Raw genomic sequence first — 19,900 nt, 5'->3', positions numbered from 1 at the left:
CACGGCGGCGGTAAGTCGGCGCCGCCGGAAGGCGGCGTCACCCAGCGTCGTATCGTCAGCAAGCGCAATAGGAAGCGAAAGTAAGCCATGGCGACCGAGATGGAAGTCGGCCTGCGGGTACGGGCTAGAGCCGATGAGGCGACGCGCGCGATGACGCGGGTCTTCACCGAAGTCGCCGCCGGAAGCGAGCGTGCCGAACGCTCGATGTCTGGGCTCGCCCGCGAGTCCCGCCGGATGAGCGACGCCCGCGCAGTGCTCGGCGTGCGGGCCGAGCAGACGATCCAGCGCGAAATCCGGCAAACGGAGGCAGCATACCGGCGCCTGGCCAACGCCGGCACGATGTCCGCCCGCGAGCAGTCCCGAGCTTACGATGCCATGCGCACCCGCGTGGCGGAGCTGCGACGCGAAATGGCCGGCGTCAACCAGCTCCAGCGTGGCATGGTCGCCGGCGCGCGTGGTTTGCCTCTTGTCGGCGCTGCAGTTGGCACGGGTACCGCCATGATGGCCCGACCGATGGGGCAAGTCGCCAGCTACGACATGCGCTTGGCGCAGATGGCCAACACCGCCTTCTCGGACACTGAGGAGAACGGCCGGCGTCTGACGGAGGAAGAGCAGCTTGCCCGCCGGCGGGCCGGCAAGGCGCAGCTCGAAAGCTACATCACCAACGCCACGGCGCAAGGCGGCACGCGCGAGGACGCGGCCGGCGCCCTGGACATGCTCATCGCGCGCGGGATCTTCTCTCCGGACGAGGCTGGCCAGCTGCTGCCGATGATCACCAAGGCGGCGACCGCCGCCGGCTCCAGTGCCCAGGAGATGACCGGTGTGGTCATGGCGGCAGTCCAGAACGCCAAGATTCCGATCGAGCAGATCCCGAAGGCGCTGGGCATGGCGCTGCGCGCCGGCCAGCTCGGCGGTTTCGAGCTGAAGGACATGGCCACCTGGCTGCCCAAGATGCTGGCTATGGGCGGGCTGCCCGGCCTGCGCGGAACCGACGGCATGGCGTCGATCCTGGCCGCGAGCCAACTGGCCATGACGGCCGCTGGCAGCAGCGACGACGCCGGCAACAATGTCGTCAACTTCCTGCAGAAGATCACCTCGGCCGATACGGCCAAGGACTTTGCCAAGCTGTCGTCGCGCACCATGGGCGACAAGCGCAAGGGCGAGGCTGGCATCGATCTGTACGGCACGCTCGCGCAGGCGCGCAGCGAAGGTGTCGACCCCATCGAAGCCTTCACGCGCCTGGTGCGCCGAGTCGCAGAGGCGGACAAGGAGTTCGTCCGGCTGCAGAAGATGGCGGCAGCCAGCGGCGACGATAAGGAAAAGTCGGCGATGTACGGCAGCATGGCCGACATCCTGCAGTCCCGCGGCGTCGGCAAGACAATCCAGGACCGCCAAGCCATGCTGGCGCTGCTGCCGATGCTGTTTAACCCCAAGCAGTACACCGACCTGAAGGCCGGGATTCTGCAGGGCGATGAAAGCACGCTCAACGTCAACCAGGCATTTATCCGCGAGCAAGCTGCGTTCAAGTTCCAACAGGGACAGAACGCATGGGAGAAGGGTCAGTACGACGCGCTGGGCGGCTTGAACAGCGCGGTCGGAGACGTAGCGAGCAAACTGGCCGAGTACGGCGCTCAGTATCCCGGTCTGACGGCGTCGCTCGTCGGCGCCACCACGGCCATAAAGGCGCTGGCGGCGGCAGCGATGGCCGGGAGCCTGGCCAGCGTACTGACGGGCCGCATGGGCGGGGCGGGATCGGCCCGCCTGGCCAGCGAAGCGACGGGCCGCGTCGGCGCAGCGGCGGCGGCAACCCGTGCCGCTCGGTTCGGCGGCGCCCTCGCGCTGGCCGGCGCTGGGCTGGAGGCGTACTCAGTCAGCAACAACCAGATGTTGTCGGACGCGCAGAAGCGCAGCGAATACACCCGCGTAGCTGGCGGCGCCGGCGGCGCGATCGCCGGCGCCGCCGCGGGCGCGGCCGCTGGCTCGGTAGTGCCCGGCATCGGGACCGCGATCGGTGCGATCGCCGGTGGCATCCTGGGCCAGCTCGGCGGCGATAAGCTAGGCAAGCTGCTCGGCGATGCCTTGTTCAAGGCCGAAGCCGCCAAGCAACCGCAGCCCATTACGGTGCACAGCACGCTGACGATCGACGGCCGGCAGGTCGCCGAAGCCGTCAACCAGACGAACGCCGTCGCGGCAAGGAGAAACTGATGGCTTGGTCTGATACTTTGCAGGAGGCGTCCTTCCGGGGCGTGCGATTCGACTGCCGGCGCACGCAAGACGACGTCCCGCGCGATGTGGCCGGACACGAGTACCCTTACGTCGACGGCGAAGACACAGAGGACCTCGGCCGTAAGGCGCGCCGGTTCGCCATCAGCGCCGTGTTCTTCGGCGAGGACTACGAAGCGCGGCTGCAAGCGTTTCTGAAGGCTTGCGATGAGCGGGGGCCGGCCGAGCTGGTGCATCCCATCTACGGCAGCATCCCGAGCGTGCAAGTGCTCGACTACCAGGTCGTGCATGACGCCGAGGCTCCCGACTTCTGTACCGTCGATCTGACCTTCAAGGAAGCCACGCCTGGCAATCCGTTCTTTGTGCAGCAGCTGCCGGCGCAGGCAGCCACCGCAGCCACGCAACTGGCTGAGGTGGCGCAGGAGTCTGGCACCAGCATCTTCGCGACGGCCCTGGAAGGCGTCAAGACGGTCAAGACGAACCTGACGCGCTTGAACAATCTGCGCTCGGTCCTGACAGGAACGCTGGGGGGGCTTCGCAGCGTGGTGCAGGGCTTCACCGGCACGACGATGGACCTGATCGACTTTCCGCGGGCATTCGTCGCCGACGTAGTTGGCATGCTGCATCACCTGGTGGACCTGCGTTCGTTCGACCGCGCTTCGTTGCTCAGCGACTGGAAGGACTTGGATCGGCAGCTTGGGCAGATCGTGGAGCTGCCGGCGCGCGTCGCGGCCGGCACGGCATCCAGCGCTGACCTAGGGGGCTCGGCGCCCGGTACTCCCGGCGGTGCGCCAGGCGATGGCTCCGGCAACCCTGGCGTCGTGGCCGCGCTTAAGCCGATCCCGGCGCGGCCCGAGGATGTCGCCGTGGTAACGGCATTGGTGAAGACCGCGGTGGCCACGGTCAAGGCTGCCACGGCCGGGGAGATCCTTGCTGGCCAGGCCGACGAACCGAGCCTGTCGCCCGTCGACGTCGAACTGATCGCAAGCGATGCCCGCACGGCCATCCAGGATGCGATCGACATCCATCGCGAGATCTACCCCATCGAAACCGCGCGGCCGGTGATCGAAGCGCTGCGGGACGCTGCGCATGGCGTCCAGGAGGCGGCGATCGCCGTGATCGACGTCCGGCCGCCGCTGATCCGGCGAAACGTCGAGGTAGCAGGAAACCTACATCTGGTCGCTTTCCGCTGGTACGGGGACTACCGCCGAGCGGGGGAACTGCTGCGCTTGAACCCGGCACTACGCAATCCGAATTTCCTCGAACCCGGAGATCTGCTCAATGCCTACGCACGATGACCACTCGCGCGTCGACGAACAGGTGAGCCTTCTCATTGGCGGGAAGGTCCACAGCACCTGGAGCAGCTACGACATCGACTCGGATCTCCTGATTCCAGCCGACGCCTGGCAGGTGGAGCTGGGTCTGCCTCGAGGCGAATTCCCGCCCATCGTGACGGAAGGGGAACGCGTCGAAGTGCGCATTGGCCAGGACAAGGTCATGACTGGTCGTATCGACGAGATCGCACACCGCGTCTCGAGAGGCGGGCATACGCTGTCCCTGAGCGGCCGCGACGGTGCCGCCATCCTGGTGGACTGTTCCGCGCCGATCTTTGTCTCGAAACAGGCGTCGCTGCAGGACATCGTTGCCAATGTCGTTAAGCCGCTGGGAATCTCCCGCATCCGGATTGATGCCGCAGCCGTCGCCACCCGCGAGAAGGTCAACGTCGAGCCAGGCGAGTCCGCATGGGATGCACTGGTACACGCGGCAGAGGCAAACGGTCTGTGGCCATGGTTCGAGCCTGATGGAACGCTGGTGGTCGGAGGCCCGGACTATGCCGCGCCGCCCGTCGCTTCGCTGGTGATGCGTCGAGATGGCAAAGGCAACAACGTGGAATCGCTACAGCATGTCCGATCGATCGCAGACCGGTACTCAGACATCACGGTACTTGGCCAGGCTCATGGCACCAGCGTGGAGGTCGGTCGCAATGCCTTGCGAGCTTCAGTCCGTGATGCGGCGCTGGCCAACCGCGGCATCTACCGACCACGGGTCTATATCGACCACGATGCTGATAATACAGCGATCGCGAGGTCCCGCGCCCGCAAGTTGTTGTCCGACGCACGCCTGCGTGGCCGCACGTTGACGGCCACCGTGCGGGGGCATCGCACCAGTGGCGGTGTGCTGTGGTCGCCTGGACAGCGAGTCCATGTACTGAGCGAACCCCATGAGATCGACGCGGTGTTCTTTTTGATGGCCCGCAAGTTCACGGGAGGCCGTGGCCGCGGCACGACGACAGCGCTGACGCTCAAAGAAGACGGTGTCTGGATATTGGACGCGCATCCGCACAAGCGTGCCAAGAAGCGCGGCCGTGCCCGGACCAAGAGCGGCGAAGAGCTGGAGATCATCGATGTGGCGTGACGTCGATGCACGGATCAAGCGAGCCGTCGGGGCGATCCGTCAGACGTTCCGCGGCGTGATTGGTCGCGTGAACAGCTCGCCTGCGGTGCAATTGGTCCAGGCAGAAGGATTGGCTGGCGAAGCACTGCAGGACAATGAACTGATGCAGCACTATGGCCTGACCTCGAACCCGCCGCCTGGCACGATGGCTGTCATCGTGCCGGTGGGCGGGAAGACCAGCCACGGCATCATCATCGCCACCGAGCACGGCCAGTATCGGCTCAAGGGCTTGAAGAGCGGCGAGGTCGCGCTCTATACCGACGAGGGAGATGCCGTGCATCTAAGACGAGGCCGTGTCGTCGAGGTGACCACAGACATCTTCCGCGTTAATGCCAGTACGATGGTCGACTTCAATACTCCCAAGGTGCGCGCCGCTAAGGAAGTACTGGCCGAGGGGAAAATGACAGGGAAAGGCGGGCTCGAGGTTTCGGGAGGGGACGGCACCAAGGTAAATGGCTCACTGCATGCAACAGTCGACGTCACTGCGAGTAACGTCAGTCTTGTGAACCATAGGCACGTCGAGAATGGGACCATTACGGACCCGCCGCGGCCATAGTCGCCACTGGCGAGATTCGAATGGCGTACCATCAAGGCTCCTTAACAACGGAGGCCAAAATGGCATACTTTTCGGCGGGGGTGCAGTATGACGACTGGCGGGGGCAAGTTGCTGCCGACGATGCAGACCTGGCGGGCATTCGAGACTATGTCCGGGAATCAGGACTAATCAAGGACGGCGATACCGTGGTTGGTGTAACGTTCTATGCGGGTGGGGAGAACTTCATTAGCATCTCGGCTCTTGTTGTCCGCGGCCACCGTGCAGATGAATTCGAGGAGGCTTTGCAACACCCCGAGAGAAAGCTTCCTCTTGAATCCGTGGATTTGGATTTGTCCATTAGCGAATTCTTTAAGCACTTTAAGCGCTTCAACATCGCACTTGCGCCAAATGGCCTCGAGCTGATTGGCCGCGAGTACGACGAGTAGTGACACATCTCACCATCACACCATAACGCGCATGCCCCGAGAATCGGGGCATGGACGCGCTTCTCCACCCCACCACTGGCGATTACACCGGCCGGCAAACAGACACGCTGGCCAATGCGGTGTATCTGCGTCTAGCCACCCCGCTTGGCAGCTGGTGGGCCGATCCAACTCTGGGTTCCCGCCTTCACGAACTAAAGCGCGAAAAGGACGTGGCCCGCGTCGCAGTGCTTGCGCGCCAGTACGCGGAGCAAGCACTGCAACCGCTGCTCGATGATGGGCGGGCCACCGCCATCACCGTCCGCACGTCCCGGCCGCGCTCCGGCTGGCTGCTACTTCATATCACCGTCACGCAAGCCTCCGGCGAGGACCGTCACTTCACGCATCCTGTGAGGGTCATCTGATGCCGCAAGTCATTCCAGGCTTCACTCAGATCCGCGACGATCTCCTGCGTGACCTGAAGTCGCTCCGTCCGACAGCAGACACGAGCGTCGATAGCGACTACTACGTGCGCTACAGCTCGATTGCTAGCGCCATTGAAGGACTGTACGAGCACCAGGCATGGGTCGTTAAGCAGATCTTCCCTGACACCGCTGATTCGGAGTACCTGGCGCTGCATGCCCGCGTGCGCGGCCTGAGTCATAAGCCGGCTGTTGCATCGCGAGGTCAATTCGCAGTTCGCGGGACCCCTGGCTCCGCAGTCGCCGCCGGCTTGGCCGGCAAGATCGGCGATCGCCAGTACGTTACGACCGAGCCCGGAGCCATTGGCGCAGATGGAATGGGGCAAGTCGCTGCCATGGCCGTCATTGCCGGCGTCGCAGGCAACGCCCCTGCCGGAACATCGGGGACGCTGATGGCGCCGCCCCCTGGAATCGCGACAGAGATCTCCGTCGTGACGATGACAGGCGGCGTCGACAAGGAAACTGATGCCGAGCTGCTTCTGCGACTGCTTGAGCTGATCCGCCGTCCGCCCGCTGGCGGAAATCGTTACGACTACCGGCGTTGGGCGATGGAGGTGCCCGGCGTATCTGCGGCATATGTCTATCCGTTGCGGCGCGGCCTCGGAACCGTCGACGTGGTCATCACGTCCAGTGGCGCCCTGCCTTCAGCGGAAACGATCGCAAGGGTGCAGGCCCACATTGACGATGTACGCCCGGTTACGGCGAAGAACAGCCTAGTGCTAGCCCCCACCGAGAAGGTTGTGGCGGTCGATACGGCGGTGAAGCTGGACGGTGTCAACGAGGCAGCCGCCAAGGCGCAGATCGAATCCGCGTTGGGCTTCTACTTCGGTGCGTTGATACCCGGGGAGACTGCATACAGAAGTCGGATGGAAGCGCTTATCTCCGACATCCCAGGCGTCGTTGACCGGTCCCTACCGACGCCTGCAAGTAACGTCGTGCCGGTGGTCGACGCCACAAAGGTGGAATGGCTGCGCCTCGGAGCCGTAACGGTCAGGAAGATGCCATGATGCACGCGACCCTGTTGGGGCGTCTGTTGCCACCGGAGAGCTATGCGCCCCGTGAGCCAGCGCTCGCAGTGGAGTTGGCTGTCGAGGGCAAGGCGCTCGACCAGGCCATGGCCGCTGTGCGCCGCATCGAGGGCGCGATCACGCCATTCTTCGCTGAGCAGCTGTTGCCGGATTGGGAGCGGGTCTGCGGCATCACGCCCGCGGCCGGCGCGTCCTATCAGCAGCGGCTGCAGATTGTCCTGGCCAAGCTGGCGGAGGTGGGCGGCTTATCCATCCCGTACTTCAAACGGCTGGCCGCAGGGCTCGGCTATGAAATCTCGATCAATGAGCCGCAGCCCTTTCGTGCGGGCGTGAATCGCGCAGGCGATCGCCTCTGGGCGGAAGACATCATCTGGGTGTGGCAGGTGGTTGTTAAGAGCGGTCAGCTCCGGCTCTACCGTTTCCGCGCCGGCCAGTCATCGGCGGGTGAGCCGCTGTCGGTGTTTGGTGATCCAGTGATCGAGGGGATGTTCCAGGATCTGAAGCCGGCGCACACCTTTGTCTATTTCGCCTATCAGGAGGCATAGCAATGCTCGACAAGTTGGAGCCGATCGAATCCCCGGACGGCAAATTTCACGATGGCAATCCCGTGGACGGGACGCTCGGAACCATCGTCAAAGCCTTGTGGCTGAACGCTGTTCAAGATGCGGTCCGTTCGGTGCAAGGCGAGCTGATCAACCTCATCACCGGCCTGGGAGGTCAGATCGATCCGGCCAAAGAGGACCAGATCAAGACTCTCCTGGCCAACGCGCTGGCCAAGAAGGCCAATCTTGAATCGCCCGAACTGACAGGTACCCCGAAGGCGCCGACGGCCGCGGTGGAGAGCAACAGTACTGCGATCGCCAACACCGAGCACGTCTTCAAGAAGCTGTTGCGATTCGGCATCGGAGGCGGGTTGGCAACGGCGGCGCAGTTTGCCGATCTCATCGCGTCGAACGATGCGAACGACGCCAATATCACAGGCATCTATACGTTGGTGGGCACGAAGAACGTCCCGAACGGCACCTCGGTGATGCTCCATATTGAGCGGCGTTTCGGGGCCGGTGTGACCGCCGTTCAGCTGTCCGCAAATGCGGAGAACTTGGTCTTCCGGACGCGAGTCGCCGCGGCGTGGAATACGTGGCGGACCGTTGCCGACGTCGAGGGCGCGGCCAACAAGGTCAACCGCACTGGCGACACGATGACCGGAGATCTGCTCATCGCGCCATCGGCCGCGGGGACATACGGGCAGATCGCCCTTAAGACCACCAACGGTGGCCGTGCTTGGCTCCGAGGTGGCAATTCTGGTTTCGAGATGGTCAACAACGCGTACCAGCTCATCGTCATGAGCTTCTACGATGATGGTGGCCTGGCCATTCGAGGCGATCTCCGCACGGGCAAGGACAACGCGAACAACTTCGTCCTTGCGACCCAGTCCGGCACGATGGAGCTATGTAGACCGGAAGGCGCCTTTGTCGACTTCAAGCGCTACGCGAACCAAGACTTCGAATGGCGCTTGGTTGAGGCGGGTGACGGCTCCTCGATGGTGCTGATGACACCAGGTGTCGAAGTGTTCCGGTTTCAGGGAGACGGCGACATTCATTGTGCTGGCCGAGGATGGATTTGGGGCTCCATCGGAAGCCTCAACACGGCTGTCGGCAACCTCAATGGTGCGATGGCCGGAAAGGCGCCGCTGTCCGTCATGCAAAACAACGGCGTTGGTTCGTACCGCTTGGACAACTCCGCGAACAACCCGCCCGTTGGACCGGGATCGTGGGAGGACCGGGGCACTGTGAACGCTGGCGGAGGGATGCTTGTGCGTTTGCTCTGTCGCATTGCATAAGGACCACCATGCTGAAATACACAGAAGTCACTGAACCGCGCTGGATCAACGCCGAGAAAACGATGATCCAGTGCAAGGTCAAGTTCGTTCACCTGGACCGTGTGCTGGATTTCAATGCGTCGCCCGACGACTCGGAGGTCCATGGACGCGAAATCTTCGAGCGATTGATTGCAGGCGATTTTGGCGCCATAGGCGACTACGTGCCGCCGCCATCAAACGACTCGCCAATCGACCCTATGGAGAAGCTGCGCGCGTTTCTTGCGGCCAATCCCGATGTCGCCGAGATGATCCAGGCTGGATAGCCATCGCAAATAACGGGGTTACGGCGGGATGTTGGCGCATCCCGCCGCATCCCGGGCCCGCAGAACCAGCCTGCAAGCCAAGGCCAAGCCCCCGACCGCGTCGACGCAGCGGGGCAAAGCCTACCAGTGTTTAACCGTTAAGAAAAGGCTTGCGCATTACCCATGATTGGCAGTCCCAACCCCATCATTCCATGGCTTGGCGGCAAACGCCGTTTGGCTGACAAGCTGCTCCCTCTTTTCCCTGCTCACGAATGCTATGTCGAGGTTTTCTGTGGCGGCGCGGCGCTGTATTTCCTGCGGCAAATTCCTGCGCCAGTGGAAGTGATCAACGACATCAACGGCGACTTGGTCAACCTGTATCGCGTCGTGCAGCACCATATGGAAGAGTTCGTCCACCAGTTCAAGTGGGCGCTATCGAGTCGGCAGGTGTTTAAGTGGGCGCAGATGGCACGGGTCGAAACCCTCACCGATATTCAGCGGGCTGCTCGGTTCTTCTACCTTTAGCATCACGCCTTTGGCGGAAAGGTCGACGGCCAGACTTACGGTACGGCGACCACCGCGCCGATGATCAACCTTTGTCGCATTGAGGAAAATCTATCCGCAGCGCACCTGCGTCTCGCCGGCACTAACGTCGAGAATCTACCTTGGCAAGAATGCATGCGACGCTACGACCGAGCGCACACCCTCTTCTACCTTGATCCGCCGTACTGGCAGACGGAGGGATATGGCGTGCCGTTTGAGTTCGAAAACTATGTGGAGATGTGCGAAATGATGCGCACCTGTAAAGGGCGCGTCATGGTCTCCATCAATGACCACCCAGACATCCGAGCGGCTTTTGACGGGCACCACATGATGGAGCTGGACATCAAGTACAGCGTTGCAAACGCCTACGGACGCCCGGAGATCAGCAAGGAACTGGTGATCATGAATTGGACGCCCGAGGCCCTTGGGCAGCTCTTCTAACGGCGGCGCGGCCCCTCTGGCTCACCTAAACAGAAGGGCCGCTCCCAGCAGGGTTAGCGCCGCGATATAAGAGCTATGGACGATGGCAAGCTGTCGCTTGTAGCGACCGGTGTACGTCGGCGCAAATTCGTCCAGCATTCTCGAAAAGCTCTGCAGCGGATTGGCGAAATGGCTTTCGTAGATCGGCACATTGCGAGCGTAGATCAGCCGCATGGACTGTTCGATTTTTCCCGACTGGATCTGCTCATTGGTCCGGGACTTCTCGCTAACGCGGTAGTAAAAGAGCGGCCGTTTAACCTCCTTCACTACCGAGTCACGGTCGAGGAGTCTGATGAAGAACTCCCAATCTTCGAAGCCATGGACCATCTCCTCGGAATATCCGCCGGAGCGCTCAAAGGCGGCACGGCGGAACACCGAGGAGTTGACCAGCATGTTCCTCCAGAGCAGCCTTTCGTAGCTGTAGGACGGAAGACGCCAAACTTTGTTCTTGGCCCCGAAAAGCTTTGTCCTGCAGTGGACAAGCGTCGTTTCAGGATATCTGACGAAGCAGTCCATCACGCTGGACAGATACTGGGGATGCAGCTTGTCGTCACCGTCCAGCGGAAGAAAGTACTCGCCGATTGCTTTGGCAAAGCCTGTGTTTCTGGCCGAAGCAACGCCGCCGTTTTCTTTGCGGACATAGGTGAATCGCGCGTCGCGCTTCACGAAGGCTTCAATTACGCGGCCGGAGCCGTCTGTCGAGCCGTCGTCTACAACGATGCACTCCCAATCGGGATACGTTTGCGACAGAACGGATTCAAGGCACTCCGCAATGAATCGTTCCTGGTTAAAGCATGGAACAACGATTGATACGGTTGGCATCGGGACGGCTCTCTTTTTTGAGTAAGATTCGGGCCATCATCGGTTCTTAACCAATGCATGAGGTTCGCTAAAGAGCGGCTGACCAGGCCGCTGGCGGGCCATATTGTACATGGCCGGCGCGTTGGCTCCATCGCCAGACAGCTGTGGGCCTGCACCACGGATTGTGCTGCCATCGCCCGCGCAATGCGCCAGCGGTTTGCGATGGAGCGCAAGACTTAGATATCGGGGGGCGTATGGGGCTGCAAATTGGCCAAAAGGTCACGGCGTTCTGCAACAGTTGTGGTCCGGAGAAGTGGCACCACGTCCTTCATATAGCCACGCAACGGTACGAGGACGAAGAGGACCATTACGTCGAGACGACGACGTACTACACCTTGCAATGCGGTGGATGTCACAGTGTTAAGTTGCGCGAGGACTGGTATGCAAGCGGCCACGGCGCCGATGCGATTACCTATTACCCTCCGCCGTCATTTCGGAAAGAACCTAGCTGGATGGCCAAGTGGTGGCTGCAGTCGCCGCTATTTGGCAACCCCACACTCATGATATGCAAAGAGGTGTATCGAGCACTTCAGAACAACCAACCGCACCTAGCGGCCATGGGTGTCAGAGCAGTGCTGGAGCAGGCAATGATCGACAAGATCGGCGGCGATCGTCGCTCCTTTTCGAGCAATCTGAACGAGCTCTACAACCAAGGACACGTCTCCCTGCTCATGCGCCAAAGGCTTGAATCGGTCCTGGATGTTGGGAGCGCGACGATCCACCGGGGACATACCCCAAGCGAGTCCGATTTGACGACCCTCGTCGACATCATGGAGCACGTCATCGAATCCCTCTACATCCACGAGCCCGAGGTAAAACGCATGGCGGAGAGGGTGCCACCCAGGCCCCCCAGCACGGCTAAGTCGAAAAAGGGCTCAGACGAAGACCCTTAAGGTGTTTTTGCACGTCAGGCAATACGCCAAAGGACGTGCAAAAACGTGCCAAGCGCGCCGCGACGTTACAGCGGTCCGCTTTTTTTTGACTATCGGGGGCATTCCGCCCCCGAGCCCGGTGGTGTTCCGTTCGCCTACACCGCCGAGACTTGCGCTGGGGCCGCCTCCCCCAACAACTCCGGCGGCGCCGTAACAATCGACCGCAAGTCCGGTTCGGCCGGCGTCAGCCTGTCGAGGTCCGGTCTGGGACGCGACAAGCCAGGCATCGACGCAAACGCCGATTCCATCGCCTGCGCCACGCCCAGCGTCAGCATATCGCCGCGGAACGGGCCGGTGATCTGCAGGCCGAACGGCATGCCCGCCTCGTCGAGGCCGCAGGGCAAGGCGATGCAGGGATGGGTGGTCAAGGTCACCACATAGGTCAGCGCCAGCCACCGGTAGTAGTTCTCCTGTTGGACACCCTCCACGACGTCGGCGTAGAGCGTGGTCCACGGGAACGGCGACACCGGCGTGGTCGGCGACAGGATCACGTCGTACTCGCGGAAGGCCTGCTGGAAGCGCTGCAGGATGCGGGTCTGTTCGGCCTGCGCCCACGCGCTGTCGACCAGCGACATGCGGGCGCCGATCTCGTAGTTGGCGCGTGTATTGGGACCGAGGCTGTCGGGATCGCGCTCGTAGGTGTCGCGCAGCGAGGCCACGAAGCTCTCGGCGCGCAGCACGTCGAAGCAGCGATGCACGTCGCCTAGGTCGAACGCGACTTCCTCGCAGGACTTGAACAGATGCCGCATCGCGGCGATGCGCGCGCGAAAGACGCGACGGATATCGGGATCGACCGCGCAGCTGCCGAAGTCCTCGGTCCAGCCCACGCGCAGTCCGGACAGATCGACGCGCGACGGCGTCAGGAACGACAGCGGATCGACCGTGTGGCTGAGCGGATCGCCCGCCGATTCTCCAGCCGACGCGGCCAGCTGCAAACAGGCATCGGCGACCGTGCGTCCCATCGGGCCGACCACCGAGATCGGCGTCCATCCCAGCAGCTTGCGCGAGTTCGGCACCAGGCCTGGCGACGGGCGAAAGCCGACCACCCCGCATTTCGCGGCGGGAATGCGCAACGACCCGCCCGTATCGGAGCCCGTGCAGACCGGCAGAAAGTCCGCTGCCAGCGCGGCAGCCGACCCGCCCGACGATCCGCCCGCATTCAGATTCGGATTGAACGGATTGCCGGTGGCACCCCACACGGCGTTGCGCGAATTCGCGCCCGCGCCCATCTCGGGAATATTGGTCTTGCCGACGACCACCGCGCCGGCCTGCCGCAACCGCGCGACCAGTGTGTTGTCCTGCGCGGGCACATTGCTTCGGTACAGCGGCGAGCCGTAGGTCGTCAGCAGGCCGGCTGTCGCCTCCAGGTCCTTTACCCCGAGCGGCAGGCCATGCAGCAGGCCGAGCGACTCGCCGCGCATCACGGCTTGTTCGGCCGCCCTCGCCTCCGCACGTGCGCGCTCATAGCAGGTGGCCGTGATCGCGTTGATCAGCGGGTTGTAGCGCTCGATCCGCGCGATGCAGGCCTCCAGCAGTTCCACTGGCGATATCTGCCGGGCGCCGATCAGGCGGCGCAGTTCGACGGCGGACAGCGAAGTCAGTGCGTTGTGGTCGGACATGGCGGGTCAGTCGAGCTTGATGTTGGCGCGCTGCGCGATGGCCCGCATCTGCGGAATTTCCTTCTCGATCAGCGCGCTGACCTGCTTGCCCGATGCGAACGACGGCTCGATGCCGTTGTCGGCGAGCTTCTTGCGCGTGTCGGGATCGGCGATCGTATCGGCCAGCGCCTTCTCGAGCTTGGCATGCACGTCGGCCGGCAGGCCGCGCGGCGCGACCAGCGCGATCCACGTGCTGGCATCCATGCCGGGATAGCCGCCCTCCGCGACGGTCGGCACATTGGGCAGCAGCGATGAGCGCTTCGCCGTCGTCACCGCGATGGCCTTGACCTTGCCGGCGCGCACCTGCGGCAGCGCCGCGGCCACGGTGTCGATGCTGAACGGGATCTGGCCGCCGATCAGGTCGGTCATCGCAGGTGCACTGCCCTTGTACGGCACGTGCAGCAGCCTGGCGCCCGTCAGATTGAGCAATTGCTCGCCGGCGAAATGCGCGGTGGTACCGGCGCCGAACGAACCGTACGAGTACTTGCCCGGCTCGTTCTTCGCCGCGGCCACGAACTCCTTCAGGTTGTTCACCGGCACATCGCGATTGGCCAGCAGGATCAGGCCGGTCACGCCGATCAGGCCGATCGGTTCGAAGTTCTTCTGCGGGTCGTACGGCAGCTTCGGATAGACCGCGGGATTGACCGTGAACGTCGTGCCGGAACTGGCCAGCAGCGTGTAGCCGTCCGGCGCGGCCTTGGCGACGTAGCTGGCGCCGACGACGGTACCTGCGCCCGCCCGGTTCTCGACCACGACGGTCTTGCCGAGCCGCTCGCCGAGCTTTTGCGCGACGATGCGCCCGACCACATCGGTAGCGCCGCCGGGCGGAAATGGCAGCACCAGCTGGATCGGCTTGGCGGGGAAGCTGTCCTGCGCAAAGGCCGCCGACGGCGCCATCGCAACGAGCGCCAGGCCGGTGGCGGCAAACAGGAAACGGACGGGTGAGGCGGAAGGACGCATGGAATGCTCTCTCGTAAGAATCCAAGGCGATGCCGGTGGAAGTGCATCGGCTCGATGTCATCCTAATGTCAAACTTCGCATAGAATCGTCGCAATGTTTCGAACACTCGATTGCCGAAACGGCAATCATCCGCGCAATCCCGGAGCGGGTTTTCCCCAAGTCGCTCGGCCACGTTGACGTCGATATTCCATGTCCTATCGAGCCCTGCAGGAGACCGCGGTGCGCTACTTCCTCGAAGTGGTCCGCACCGGTTCGGTCAAGGATGCGGCGATCAAGCTGAACGTCGCACCGTCGGCCGTCAGCCGGCAGATCGCCAAGCTGGAAAGCGAGCTCGACACGCTGCCTTCGATCGACGCGCGCGCGGTCTGGTACCGAATGCGGCGGGCGAGTTGCTGGCCGCTTTCGCCAAGCGTTCGCAGCAGGACATCGAGCGCGTGGCCGGCGATATCCAGGCGTTGCGTGGGCTGCGTGTCGGGCGCGTGCGGCTGGCGGCCGTGGAAGGCATCGCGCACGAGTTCCTGCCGAACCTTGCCGCCAGTTTTCGCGAGACCCATGCGGGCATTCACTTCGAACTGGAGGTTTGTCCGCAAGGCGATATCGCGCGACGTATCCGCGATGGCGAGGCGGATATCGGCATCACGCTGGCGTGGTTGCCCGAGCCGGAAATCCACGTCGAGCTGCGGCACCCCGCTCCGGTGCTGGCCGTGATGGCGCCGGACCATCCGCTGGCGCGGCATCGGCAACTGTCGCTGGCGCAGGTCGCCACCTATCCGCTGGCGCTGCCGCCGAAGGACAGCTCCGTGCGGCAATTGCTCGACGCCGGCTGCAGCCGGCAAGGCCTGCGCTATCAGACCGTGTTCTCGAGCAATCAGCTCGATTCGCTGGTCAGCTTCGCGGCGGCCGGCGGCGGAGCGATCTGCTTCTACGGCGAGGTATCGATCCGCGGCAGGCTCAAGGCGGGCACCATCGCCGCGGTGCCGCTGCGCGATCGCGAGATGAACGAGCGGCAGATCGAGGTGCAGACGCTGGCCAACCGCAAGCTGCCGCCTGCGGCGCGCGCCTTCGTCGAGCATCTACGGCAGGGCCTGATCGAGCTTCCGCATTCGTGATTGTCGTGATTGCCGCTTTCGCGATTACCGCATTCGTGATTGCCGAATAGGCAATCGAGCGTTCGGAATATTGCGCGCATCGCATGCCCCCGCCCAGGCGCGGCGCGGCGAAAATCGCAATCCCGGTCTGATCCACCTGATCCACCTGATCCACCTGATCCACCTGATCCACCTGATCCACCTGATCCACCTTTCGCGCGAACCGCTGCCTTCATGTCACAGCAAATCCTCGTTCTCGGCGCCGGCATGGTCGGTGTCAGCACCGCCCTCGCGCTGCGTCATCGCGGGCACCAGGTCGTCCTCGTCGATCGCGCCGCACCGGGCTCCGAAACGTCCTACGGCAATGCAGGCTTCATCCAGCGCGAGGCGGTGCAGCCGTATGCGTTCCCGCGCGACTGGAAAACGATCCTGCGTGTGATCGCCCGCCGGGGCAACGACGTGCATTACCACCCCGGTGCGATGCTGCGCCTGTTGCCCGTGCTGGCCCGTTACTGGCGCGAATCGGCGCCGGACCGCTACACCGGCACGATCGCCGCCTATGCGGCACTGGTCAGGCACTGCGTCAGCGAACATGAAAAGCTGATCGCCGCCGCCGGCGCGGAGGACCTCGTCAGCAAGGCGGGATGGCTCGAGGCATACCGCAGCCGACGCGCGTTCGACGACACGGTGCGCACCGCGACGATCGTGGCGCGCGAGCATGGACTCGATTGCGCCGTCCTCGACGAAGCCGCGCTGCGCGCCGCCGAGCCCGCGCTGCGTGGCGGCCTCGCGGGGGCGATCCATTGGCGCGACCCGTGGACAGTCAGCGATCCCGGCGAACTGGTGCAGCGCTACGCCGCGCTGTTCGAGCGGCAAGGCGGCATCGTGCGCCGTGGCGATGCCACGACGCTGCAGCCCGACGGCAGCGGCTGGCGCGTGATGACCGAGGCCGGTCCACTGTCTGCCGCGCAGGCCGTCATTGCGCTGGGGCCGTGGGCGTCGGCGCTGACGCGGCCGCTGGGGTATCGGCTGCCGCTTTTCATCAAGCGCGGCTACCACCGGCACTACGCCAGCGCGCATATGCCGACGCTGCCGCTGCTCGACGCGGAGCGCGGCTTCGTGCTGGCACCGATGCGCCGCGGTCTTCGCTTGACCACGGGCGCGGAATTCGCTCACCACGATGCGCCGCCGACGCCGGTGCAATTGGCGGCGGCCGAGCGCTACGCACGCGACCTCGTCGACCTCGGCGCGGCGGTCGAAGCGAACCCCTGGATTGGCGCGCGGCCGTGCGTGGCCGACATGCGGCCCGTGGTCGGCCGCGCCCCGCGCCATCGCGGCCTGTGGTTCCATTTCGGGCATGCGCATCAGGGCTTCACGCTGGGCCCTGCGACCGCGCGGTTGCTCGCCGAGCTGATCGACGGCGAGACGCCTTACGTCGATCCGCAGCCCTACGATCCTGCGCGATTCGAATAAGGCGCGAATCGGGACTCGAAAGACGGCTCAAACCAGGGCCCGAACGAGCCCCCTGGCAACGCCTGGAAGCAAGGCATGCAAGGGCGCGATCCTGTGACGCCGGGGCCTGCCACCTCGCTCCGATGTCATGCAAAATCCGATGGCAGCCACGGCGAGCGACGCGTCGGCGACGCTCGCGCCAACCTATCGGAGGTCGCATGCATCTCGAAGGCTCCTGCCACTGCGGCGCGGTCCGCTTCAGCGTGGAATCGCCCTGGCCCTATCCCTATCTGCATTGCTACTGCTCGATCTGCCGCAAGACCGCCGGCGCCGGCGGATACGCGGCCAATATCGGCGCATTGAACGACACCTTGCGCGTACGCGGCCGCCAGCACATCGGCATCTATCACGCGGTGATACGCGAGCCGGGCAAGCGCGCGAGGCGTTCGCCGATGGAGCGGCATTTCTGCATCCAATGCGGCAGTGCGCTATGGATACGCAATCCGGACGAACCGGAGCGCGTCTATCCGCATGCCTCGGCCATCGATACGCCGCTGCCGCGCCCGCCGGAGATCGTCGAAGCGGAGCTCGACTCCGCGGCGCCGTGGGTCGAGGTGCCAGGCGGCAAGGGGCATGTGCACTGCGCGCAGTGGCCCGAGGAATCGCTGGCGCAATGGCATCAGCGACACGGCCTCGAGCAGCGCTGAGCCGTTGTCGCACGGGATGGATCGCCGCCGCGGCCCGCGCCGCGAAGCGAGAGCGGCATCGACACGCCTGTTATTCTTCGGCCTCCGTCGACATACGAGACCGCGCCATCCCATGCACTGGATCTACCTGTCCATCGCCATCGTCGCCGAAGTCATCGCCACTACCGCGCTCAAGGCCGCCGCCGGCTTTACCCGTCCCCTCCCCTCGCTGGTCGTCGTGACCGGTTATGCGATTGCCTTCTTCTGCCTGTCGCTGACGCTGCGCAGCGTGCCGATCGGTATCGCCTACGCGATCTGGTCCGGCGTCGGCATCGTGCTGGTGTCGGTGGCGGCGTGGCTGCTGTTCGGCCAGCGGCTGGATCTGCCGGCGCTGATCGGCATCGCGCTGATCATGGCCGGCGTGCTGGTTATCAATCTGTGGTCGAAGTCGGTCACGCATTGAATCGGCGACACCGCCGCCTCGTACGCTACCCCTACCGACACCCTACCAACTGCAAACAAATGTAAGCGCTTTAAAAAGTGCGTTGGAAGCTTCCACCATTTGTAAAAAATGCAGTACGCTAATAACAATCGATTAAGACATTATTCAATATCGATATAAACAAAACTAAAGTCAACCAACTGGCAAACGGTAATTCGACGAAGCGACGCATTCCATTGCAGCGGTACACGATCGCATTCCGGTGCCAATTTTGACCGAAGCATTCCGGGGGGGCATCCGGGCACAGCCCATGCCAATTGATGGATATTCCATTGCCATGGAATATCGAGGGTCATTGTCGCGGTCTGTTGCCATCGCCTGATTCAGCCAACCCGTTTTGCCGCGGTGTTTGCCGCGGCCCTTTGTGGGATCGCCTGTAGCGTTAGCCGGCCAGGCGTGCGCTCGTTTTTTGGCAGGACGGAATCTGGCGTATGGCACAAACCCGCATTGGAACGGACGCAATCGTCGCGTCCAGCGTCACGCAGGCGCAGGATTGGCTTGGCCGCCACTATCCCGGCATCACGATCGAGGCCGATGGCAGCCGGCCCAGGCTCGATATCCAGATCGACTATCTCGACGGCATGGCCGTGCATACGCTGGCCACCGACACCACGCTCTGCCTGCGGCTGCCTTGTCAGCACGACGGCTATCTGCTGGTCACCCACGCCGAAGGTCAGCTGTCGCTCGCGACCGAGCAGGACGGACTGCGGCCCTTGCCGCCAGGCACCACCATCGCCGACGCCAGGCGCGTTACCGCGTGGGGATTCGGCCCCGGCCGCTACGAAATCATCCGGATCGATGCGGCGCGCCTGCACGGCCGGCTATCGCAGTCGATCGAACGCCCGGTGACGCACCGCGTGAAGTTCTCGCCCGGCAGCGGCGTGCCTTCCGGCGTGCGCTTCGCGGGCGAACTGGTGCGGGCGGCGCGGCGCTATTTCAACGCGGATGGCGGCCCGCACGCCATCGCCCCGGACATCGTGCAGAGCGTGCAGGACGCCGTGATCTTCGCCATGCTCAAGGAGATCCCGCACAACTACTCGGTCTATATGGCGCGCCGGCATAGCGGCCCTTCGCCGCGGCATGTGCGCCGGGCGATCGAATACATCCATGCCAACGCCACCGCGGCGCTCGGACTGGCCGACATCGCGACCGCCGCCCGCGTCAGCATCCGCACGCTGCAGGCCGGCTTCGCCAAGTTCAAGGGCTTCACGCCGATGGGGTATGTGAAACGGGTGCGCCTGGAGGGCGCCCACGCCGACCTGCGTACCGCTGGCGCGGAGCAGTCGATCGCCGAGATCGCACGGCGCTGGGGCTTCAGCCATCTCGGACAATTCGCCAGGGACTATCGCATGGCGTTTGGCGAAACGCCTTCCGAGACCCGTCGCGGCGATTGACCGGCATTGTCCAACTGAATTGCCGGCAATGAAATAAATATCGCTCAGATCAGAATTAATCCAGTCGGAAAATCAATAC

At 63.7% G+C, this 19,900-nt stretch carries 18 protein-coding genes and 2 pseudogenes; 17 read left to right on the top strand and 3 right to left on the bottom strand.

Annotated features, from left to right (window positions below):
- Positions 1-87: 87 nt before the first annotated feature.
- The 11 genes and pseudogenes from HTY53_RS13430 (at position 88) to HTY53_RS13380 (ending at position 10,249) form a co-directional block, all read left to right on the top strand.
- Positions 88-2,205 carry a phage tail tape measure protein gene (locus HTY53_RS13430; protein ID WP_174107032.1) on the top strand — a complete coding sequence of 706 codons (2,118 nt, stop codon included), beginning with the start codon at positions 88-90 and terminating at the stop codon, positions 2,203-2,205.
- Positions 2,205-3,521, top strand: a complete 1,317-nt coding sequence (locus HTY53_RS13425) for a DNA circularization protein (protein ID WP_174107030.1) — start codon at positions 2,205-2,207, stop codon at positions 3,519-3,521. Before HTY53_RS13430 ends, HTY53_RS13425 begins: the two co-directional genes overlap by 1 nt.
- Positions 3,505-4,638, top strand: coding sequence for a phage baseplate assembly protein (locus tag HTY53_RS13420; RefSeq protein WP_174107028.1), 1,134 nt, complete (start codon positions 3,505-3,507; stop codon positions 4,636-4,638). Before HTY53_RS13425 ends, HTY53_RS13420 begins: the two co-directional genes overlap by 17 nt.
- Positions 4,628-5,233: a phage baseplate assembly protein V gene (locus HTY53_RS13415; RefSeq protein WP_174107027.1), complete on the top strand. Its 606-nt coding sequence runs from the start codon at positions 4,628-4,630 to the stop codon at positions 5,231-5,233. The genes HTY53_RS13420 and HTY53_RS13415 overlap by 11 nt, the downstream gene beginning before the upstream one ends.
- A gap of 59 nt (positions 5,234-5,292) precedes the next feature.
- Positions 5,293-5,658: a hypothetical protein gene (locus HTY53_RS13410; RefSeq protein WP_174107026.1), complete on the top strand. Its 366-nt coding sequence runs from the start codon at positions 5,293-5,295 to the stop codon at positions 5,656-5,658.
- Positions 5,659-5,708: 50 nt separating this feature from the next.
- The gene (locus tag HTY53_RS13405; RefSeq protein ID WP_174107025.1) at positions 5,709-6,059 is read left to right on the top strand and encodes a phage GP46 family protein; all 351 of its coding nucleotides are present in this window, start codon (positions 5,709-5,711) and stop codon (positions 6,057-6,059) included.
- Positions 6,059-7,123 carry a baseplate J/gp47 family protein gene (locus HTY53_RS13400; RefSeq protein ID WP_174107024.1) on the top strand — a complete coding sequence of 355 codons (1,065 nt, stop codon included), beginning with the start codon at positions 6,059-6,061 and terminating at the stop codon, positions 7,121-7,123. The genes HTY53_RS13405 and HTY53_RS13400 overlap by 1 nt, the downstream gene beginning before the upstream one ends.
- Entirely contained in the window at positions 7,120-7,689 is a 570-nt protein-coding gene (locus HTY53_RS13395) for a YmfQ family protein (protein WP_174107023.1), read from the top strand. Before HTY53_RS13400 ends, HTY53_RS13395 begins: the two co-directional genes overlap by 4 nt.
- 2 nt (positions 7,690-7,691) lie before the next feature.
- Entirely contained in the window at positions 7,692-8,984 is a 1,293-nt protein-coding gene (locus HTY53_RS13390; protein WP_174107022.1) for a hypothetical protein, read from the top strand.
- Between the two features lie 8 nt (positions 8,985-8,992).
- Positions 8,993-9,286, top strand: coding sequence for a hypothetical protein (locus HTY53_RS13385; RefSeq protein WP_174107021.1), 294 nt, complete (start codon positions 8,993-8,995; stop codon positions 9,284-9,286).
- Between the two features lie 162 nt (positions 9,287-9,448).
- Positions 9,449-10,249 (top strand): annotated as a pseudogene (locus tag HTY53_RS13380) (DNA adenine methylase).
- 21 nt (positions 10,250-10,270) lie between these two features.
- On the opposite strand, the gene HTY53_RS13375 reads toward HTY53_RS13380, so the two are convergent.
- A complete protein-coding gene (locus HTY53_RS13375; protein ID WP_174107020.1) occupies positions 10,271-11,110 on the bottom strand; it encodes a glycosyltransferase family 2 protein in 840 nt (279 codons plus the stop codon).
- Between the two features lie 233 nt (positions 11,111-11,343).
- On the opposite strand from HTY53_RS13375, the gene HTY53_RS25045 reads away from it, so the two are divergent.
- Positions 11,344-12,042, top strand: coding sequence for a DUF4145 domain-containing protein (locus HTY53_RS25045; RefSeq protein WP_174107019.1), 699 nt, complete (start codon positions 11,344-11,346; stop codon positions 12,040-12,042).
- Positions 12,043-12,176: 134 nt separating this feature from the next.
- On the opposite strand, the gene HTY53_RS13365 is transcribed toward HTY53_RS25045, so the two are convergent.
- Together HTY53_RS13365 and HTY53_RS13360 are read right to left on the bottom strand one after the other, a co-directional pair.
- Positions 12,177-13,700 (bottom strand): amidase, encoded by a 1,524-nt coding sequence (locus HTY53_RS13365; RefSeq protein ID WP_174107018.1) that lies wholly within the window; start codon positions 13,698-13,700, stop codon positions 12,177-12,179.
- A 6-nt stretch (positions 13,701-13,706) separates the two neighbouring features.
- Positions 13,707-14,699, bottom strand: a complete 993-nt coding sequence (locus HTY53_RS13360) for a Bug family tripartite tricarboxylate transporter substrate binding protein (protein ID WP_174107017.1) — start codon at positions 14,697-14,699, stop codon at positions 13,707-13,709.
- A 189-nt stretch (positions 14,700-14,888) separates the two neighbouring features.
- Here HTY53_RS13360 and HTY53_RS13355 point away from each other — a divergent pair.
- The 5 genes and pseudogenes from HTY53_RS13355 to HTY53_RS13335 all read left to right on the top strand — a co-directional run bounded on the left by HTY53_RS13355 (position 14,889) and on the right by HTY53_RS13335 (position 19,821).
- Positions 14,889-15,808 (top strand): annotated as a pseudogene (locus tag HTY53_RS13355) (LysR family transcriptional regulator).
- A 213-nt stretch (positions 15,809-16,021) separates the two neighbouring features.
- On the top strand, positions 16,022-17,260 hold the full coding sequence (locus HTY53_RS13350; protein WP_174107016.1) for an NAD(P)/FAD-dependent oxidoreductase: 1,239 nt from the start codon (positions 16,022-16,024) through the stop codon (positions 17,258-17,260).
- A 197-nt stretch (positions 17,261-17,457) separates the two neighbouring features.
- A complete protein-coding gene (locus tag HTY53_RS13345; RefSeq protein ID WP_174107015.1) occupies positions 17,458-17,946 on the top strand; it encodes a GFA family protein in 489 nt (162 codons plus the stop codon).
- A 112-nt stretch (positions 17,947-18,058) separates the two neighbouring features.
- Positions 18,059-18,388, top strand: a complete 330-nt coding sequence (locus HTY53_RS13340; RefSeq protein ID WP_174107014.1) for a DMT family transporter — start codon at positions 18,059-18,061, stop codon at positions 18,386-18,388.
- 470 nt (positions 18,389-18,858) lie between these two features.
- Positions 18,859-19,821: an AraC family transcriptional regulator gene (locus HTY53_RS13335; RefSeq protein WP_174107013.1), complete on the top strand. Its 963-nt coding sequence runs from the start codon at positions 18,859-18,861 to the stop codon at positions 19,819-19,821.
- Positions 19,822-19,900 lie beyond the last annotated feature (79 nt).

Origin of the sequence: Cupriavidus gilardii (assembly GCF_013314895.1) — a bacterium.
In the GTDB taxonomy this organism is placed as follows: domain Bacteria; phylum Pseudomonadota; class Gammaproteobacteria; order Burkholderiales; family Burkholderiaceae; genus Cupriavidus; species Cupriavidus gilardii_C.
The sequence above is the reverse complement of the archived record's forward strand: the minus strand, read 5'-3'. Positions and strand labels throughout refer to the sequence as shown.

What these genes read in the sequence shown, in the direction of transcription:
- HTY53_RS13350 (WP_174107016.1), top strand. Translation starts at nt 16,022, where the DNA reads ATGTCACAGCAAATCCTCGTTCTCGGCGCCGGCATGGTCGGTGTCAGC.
- HTY53_RS13335 (WP_174107013.1), top strand. Translation starts at nt 18,859, where the DNA reads ATGGCACAAACCCGCATTGGAACGGACGCAATCGTCGCGTCCAGCGTC.
- HTY53_RS13365 (WP_174107018.1), bottom strand. Translation starts at nt 13,700, where the DNA reads ATGTCCGACCACAACGCACTGACTTCGCTGTCCGCCGTCGAACTGCGC.
- HTY53_RS13340 (WP_174107014.1), top strand. Translation starts at nt 18,059, where the DNA reads ATGCACTGGATCTACCTGTCCATCGCCATCGTCGCCGAAGTCATCGCC.
- HTY53_RS13430 (WP_174107032.1), top strand. Translation starts at nt 88, where the DNA reads ATGGCGACCGAGATGGAAGTCGGCCTGCGGGTACGGGCTAGAGCCGAT.
- HTY53_RS13345 (WP_174107015.1), top strand. Translation starts at nt 17,458, where the DNA reads ATGCATCTCGAAGGCTCCTGCCACTGCGGCGCGGTCCGCTTCAGCGTG.
- HTY53_RS13400 (WP_174107024.1), top strand. Translation starts at nt 6,059, where the DNA reads ATGCCGCAAGTCATTCCAGGCTTCACTCAGATCCGCGACGATCTCCTG.
- HTY53_RS13375 (WP_174107020.1), bottom strand. Translation starts at nt 11,110, where the DNA reads ATGCCAACCGTATCAATCGTTGTTCCATGCTTTAACCAGGAACGATTC.
- HTY53_RS13415 (WP_174107027.1), top strand. Translation starts at nt 4,628, where the DNA reads ATGTGGCGTGACGTCGATGCACGGATCAAGCGAGCCGTCGGGGCGATC.
- HTY53_RS25045 (WP_174107019.1), top strand. Translation starts at nt 11,344, where the DNA reads ATGGGGCTGCAAATTGGCCAAAAGGTCACGGCGTTCTGCAACAGTTGT.
- HTY53_RS13420 (WP_174107028.1), top strand. Translation starts at nt 3,505, where the DNA reads ATGCCTACGCACGATGACCACTCGCGCGTCGACGAACAGGTGAGCCTT.
- HTY53_RS13390 (WP_174107022.1), top strand. Translation starts at nt 7,692, where the DNA reads ATGCTCGACAAGTTGGAGCCGATCGAATCCCCGGACGGCAAATTTCAC.
- HTY53_RS13360 (WP_174107017.1), bottom strand. Translation starts at nt 14,699, where the DNA reads ATGCGTCCTTCCGCCTCACCCGTCCGTTTCCTGTTTGCCGCCACCGGC.
- HTY53_RS13425 (WP_174107030.1), top strand. Translation starts at nt 2,205, where the DNA reads ATGGCTTGGTCTGATACTTTGCAGGAGGCGTCCTTCCGGGGCGTGCGA.
- HTY53_RS13395 (WP_174107023.1), top strand. Translation starts at nt 7,120, where the DNA reads ATGATGCACGCGACCCTGTTGGGGCGTCTGTTGCCACCGGAGAGCTAT.
- HTY53_RS13405 (WP_174107025.1), top strand. Translation starts at nt 5,709, where the DNA reads ATGGACGCGCTTCTCCACCCCACCACTGGCGATTACACCGGCCGGCAA.
- HTY53_RS13410 (WP_174107026.1), top strand. Translation starts at nt 5,293, where the DNA reads ATGGCATACTTTTCGGCGGGGGTGCAGTATGACGACTGGCGGGGGCAA.
- HTY53_RS13385 (WP_174107021.1), top strand. Translation starts at nt 8,993, where the DNA reads ATGCTGAAATACACAGAAGTCACTGAACCGCGCTGGATCAACGCCGAG.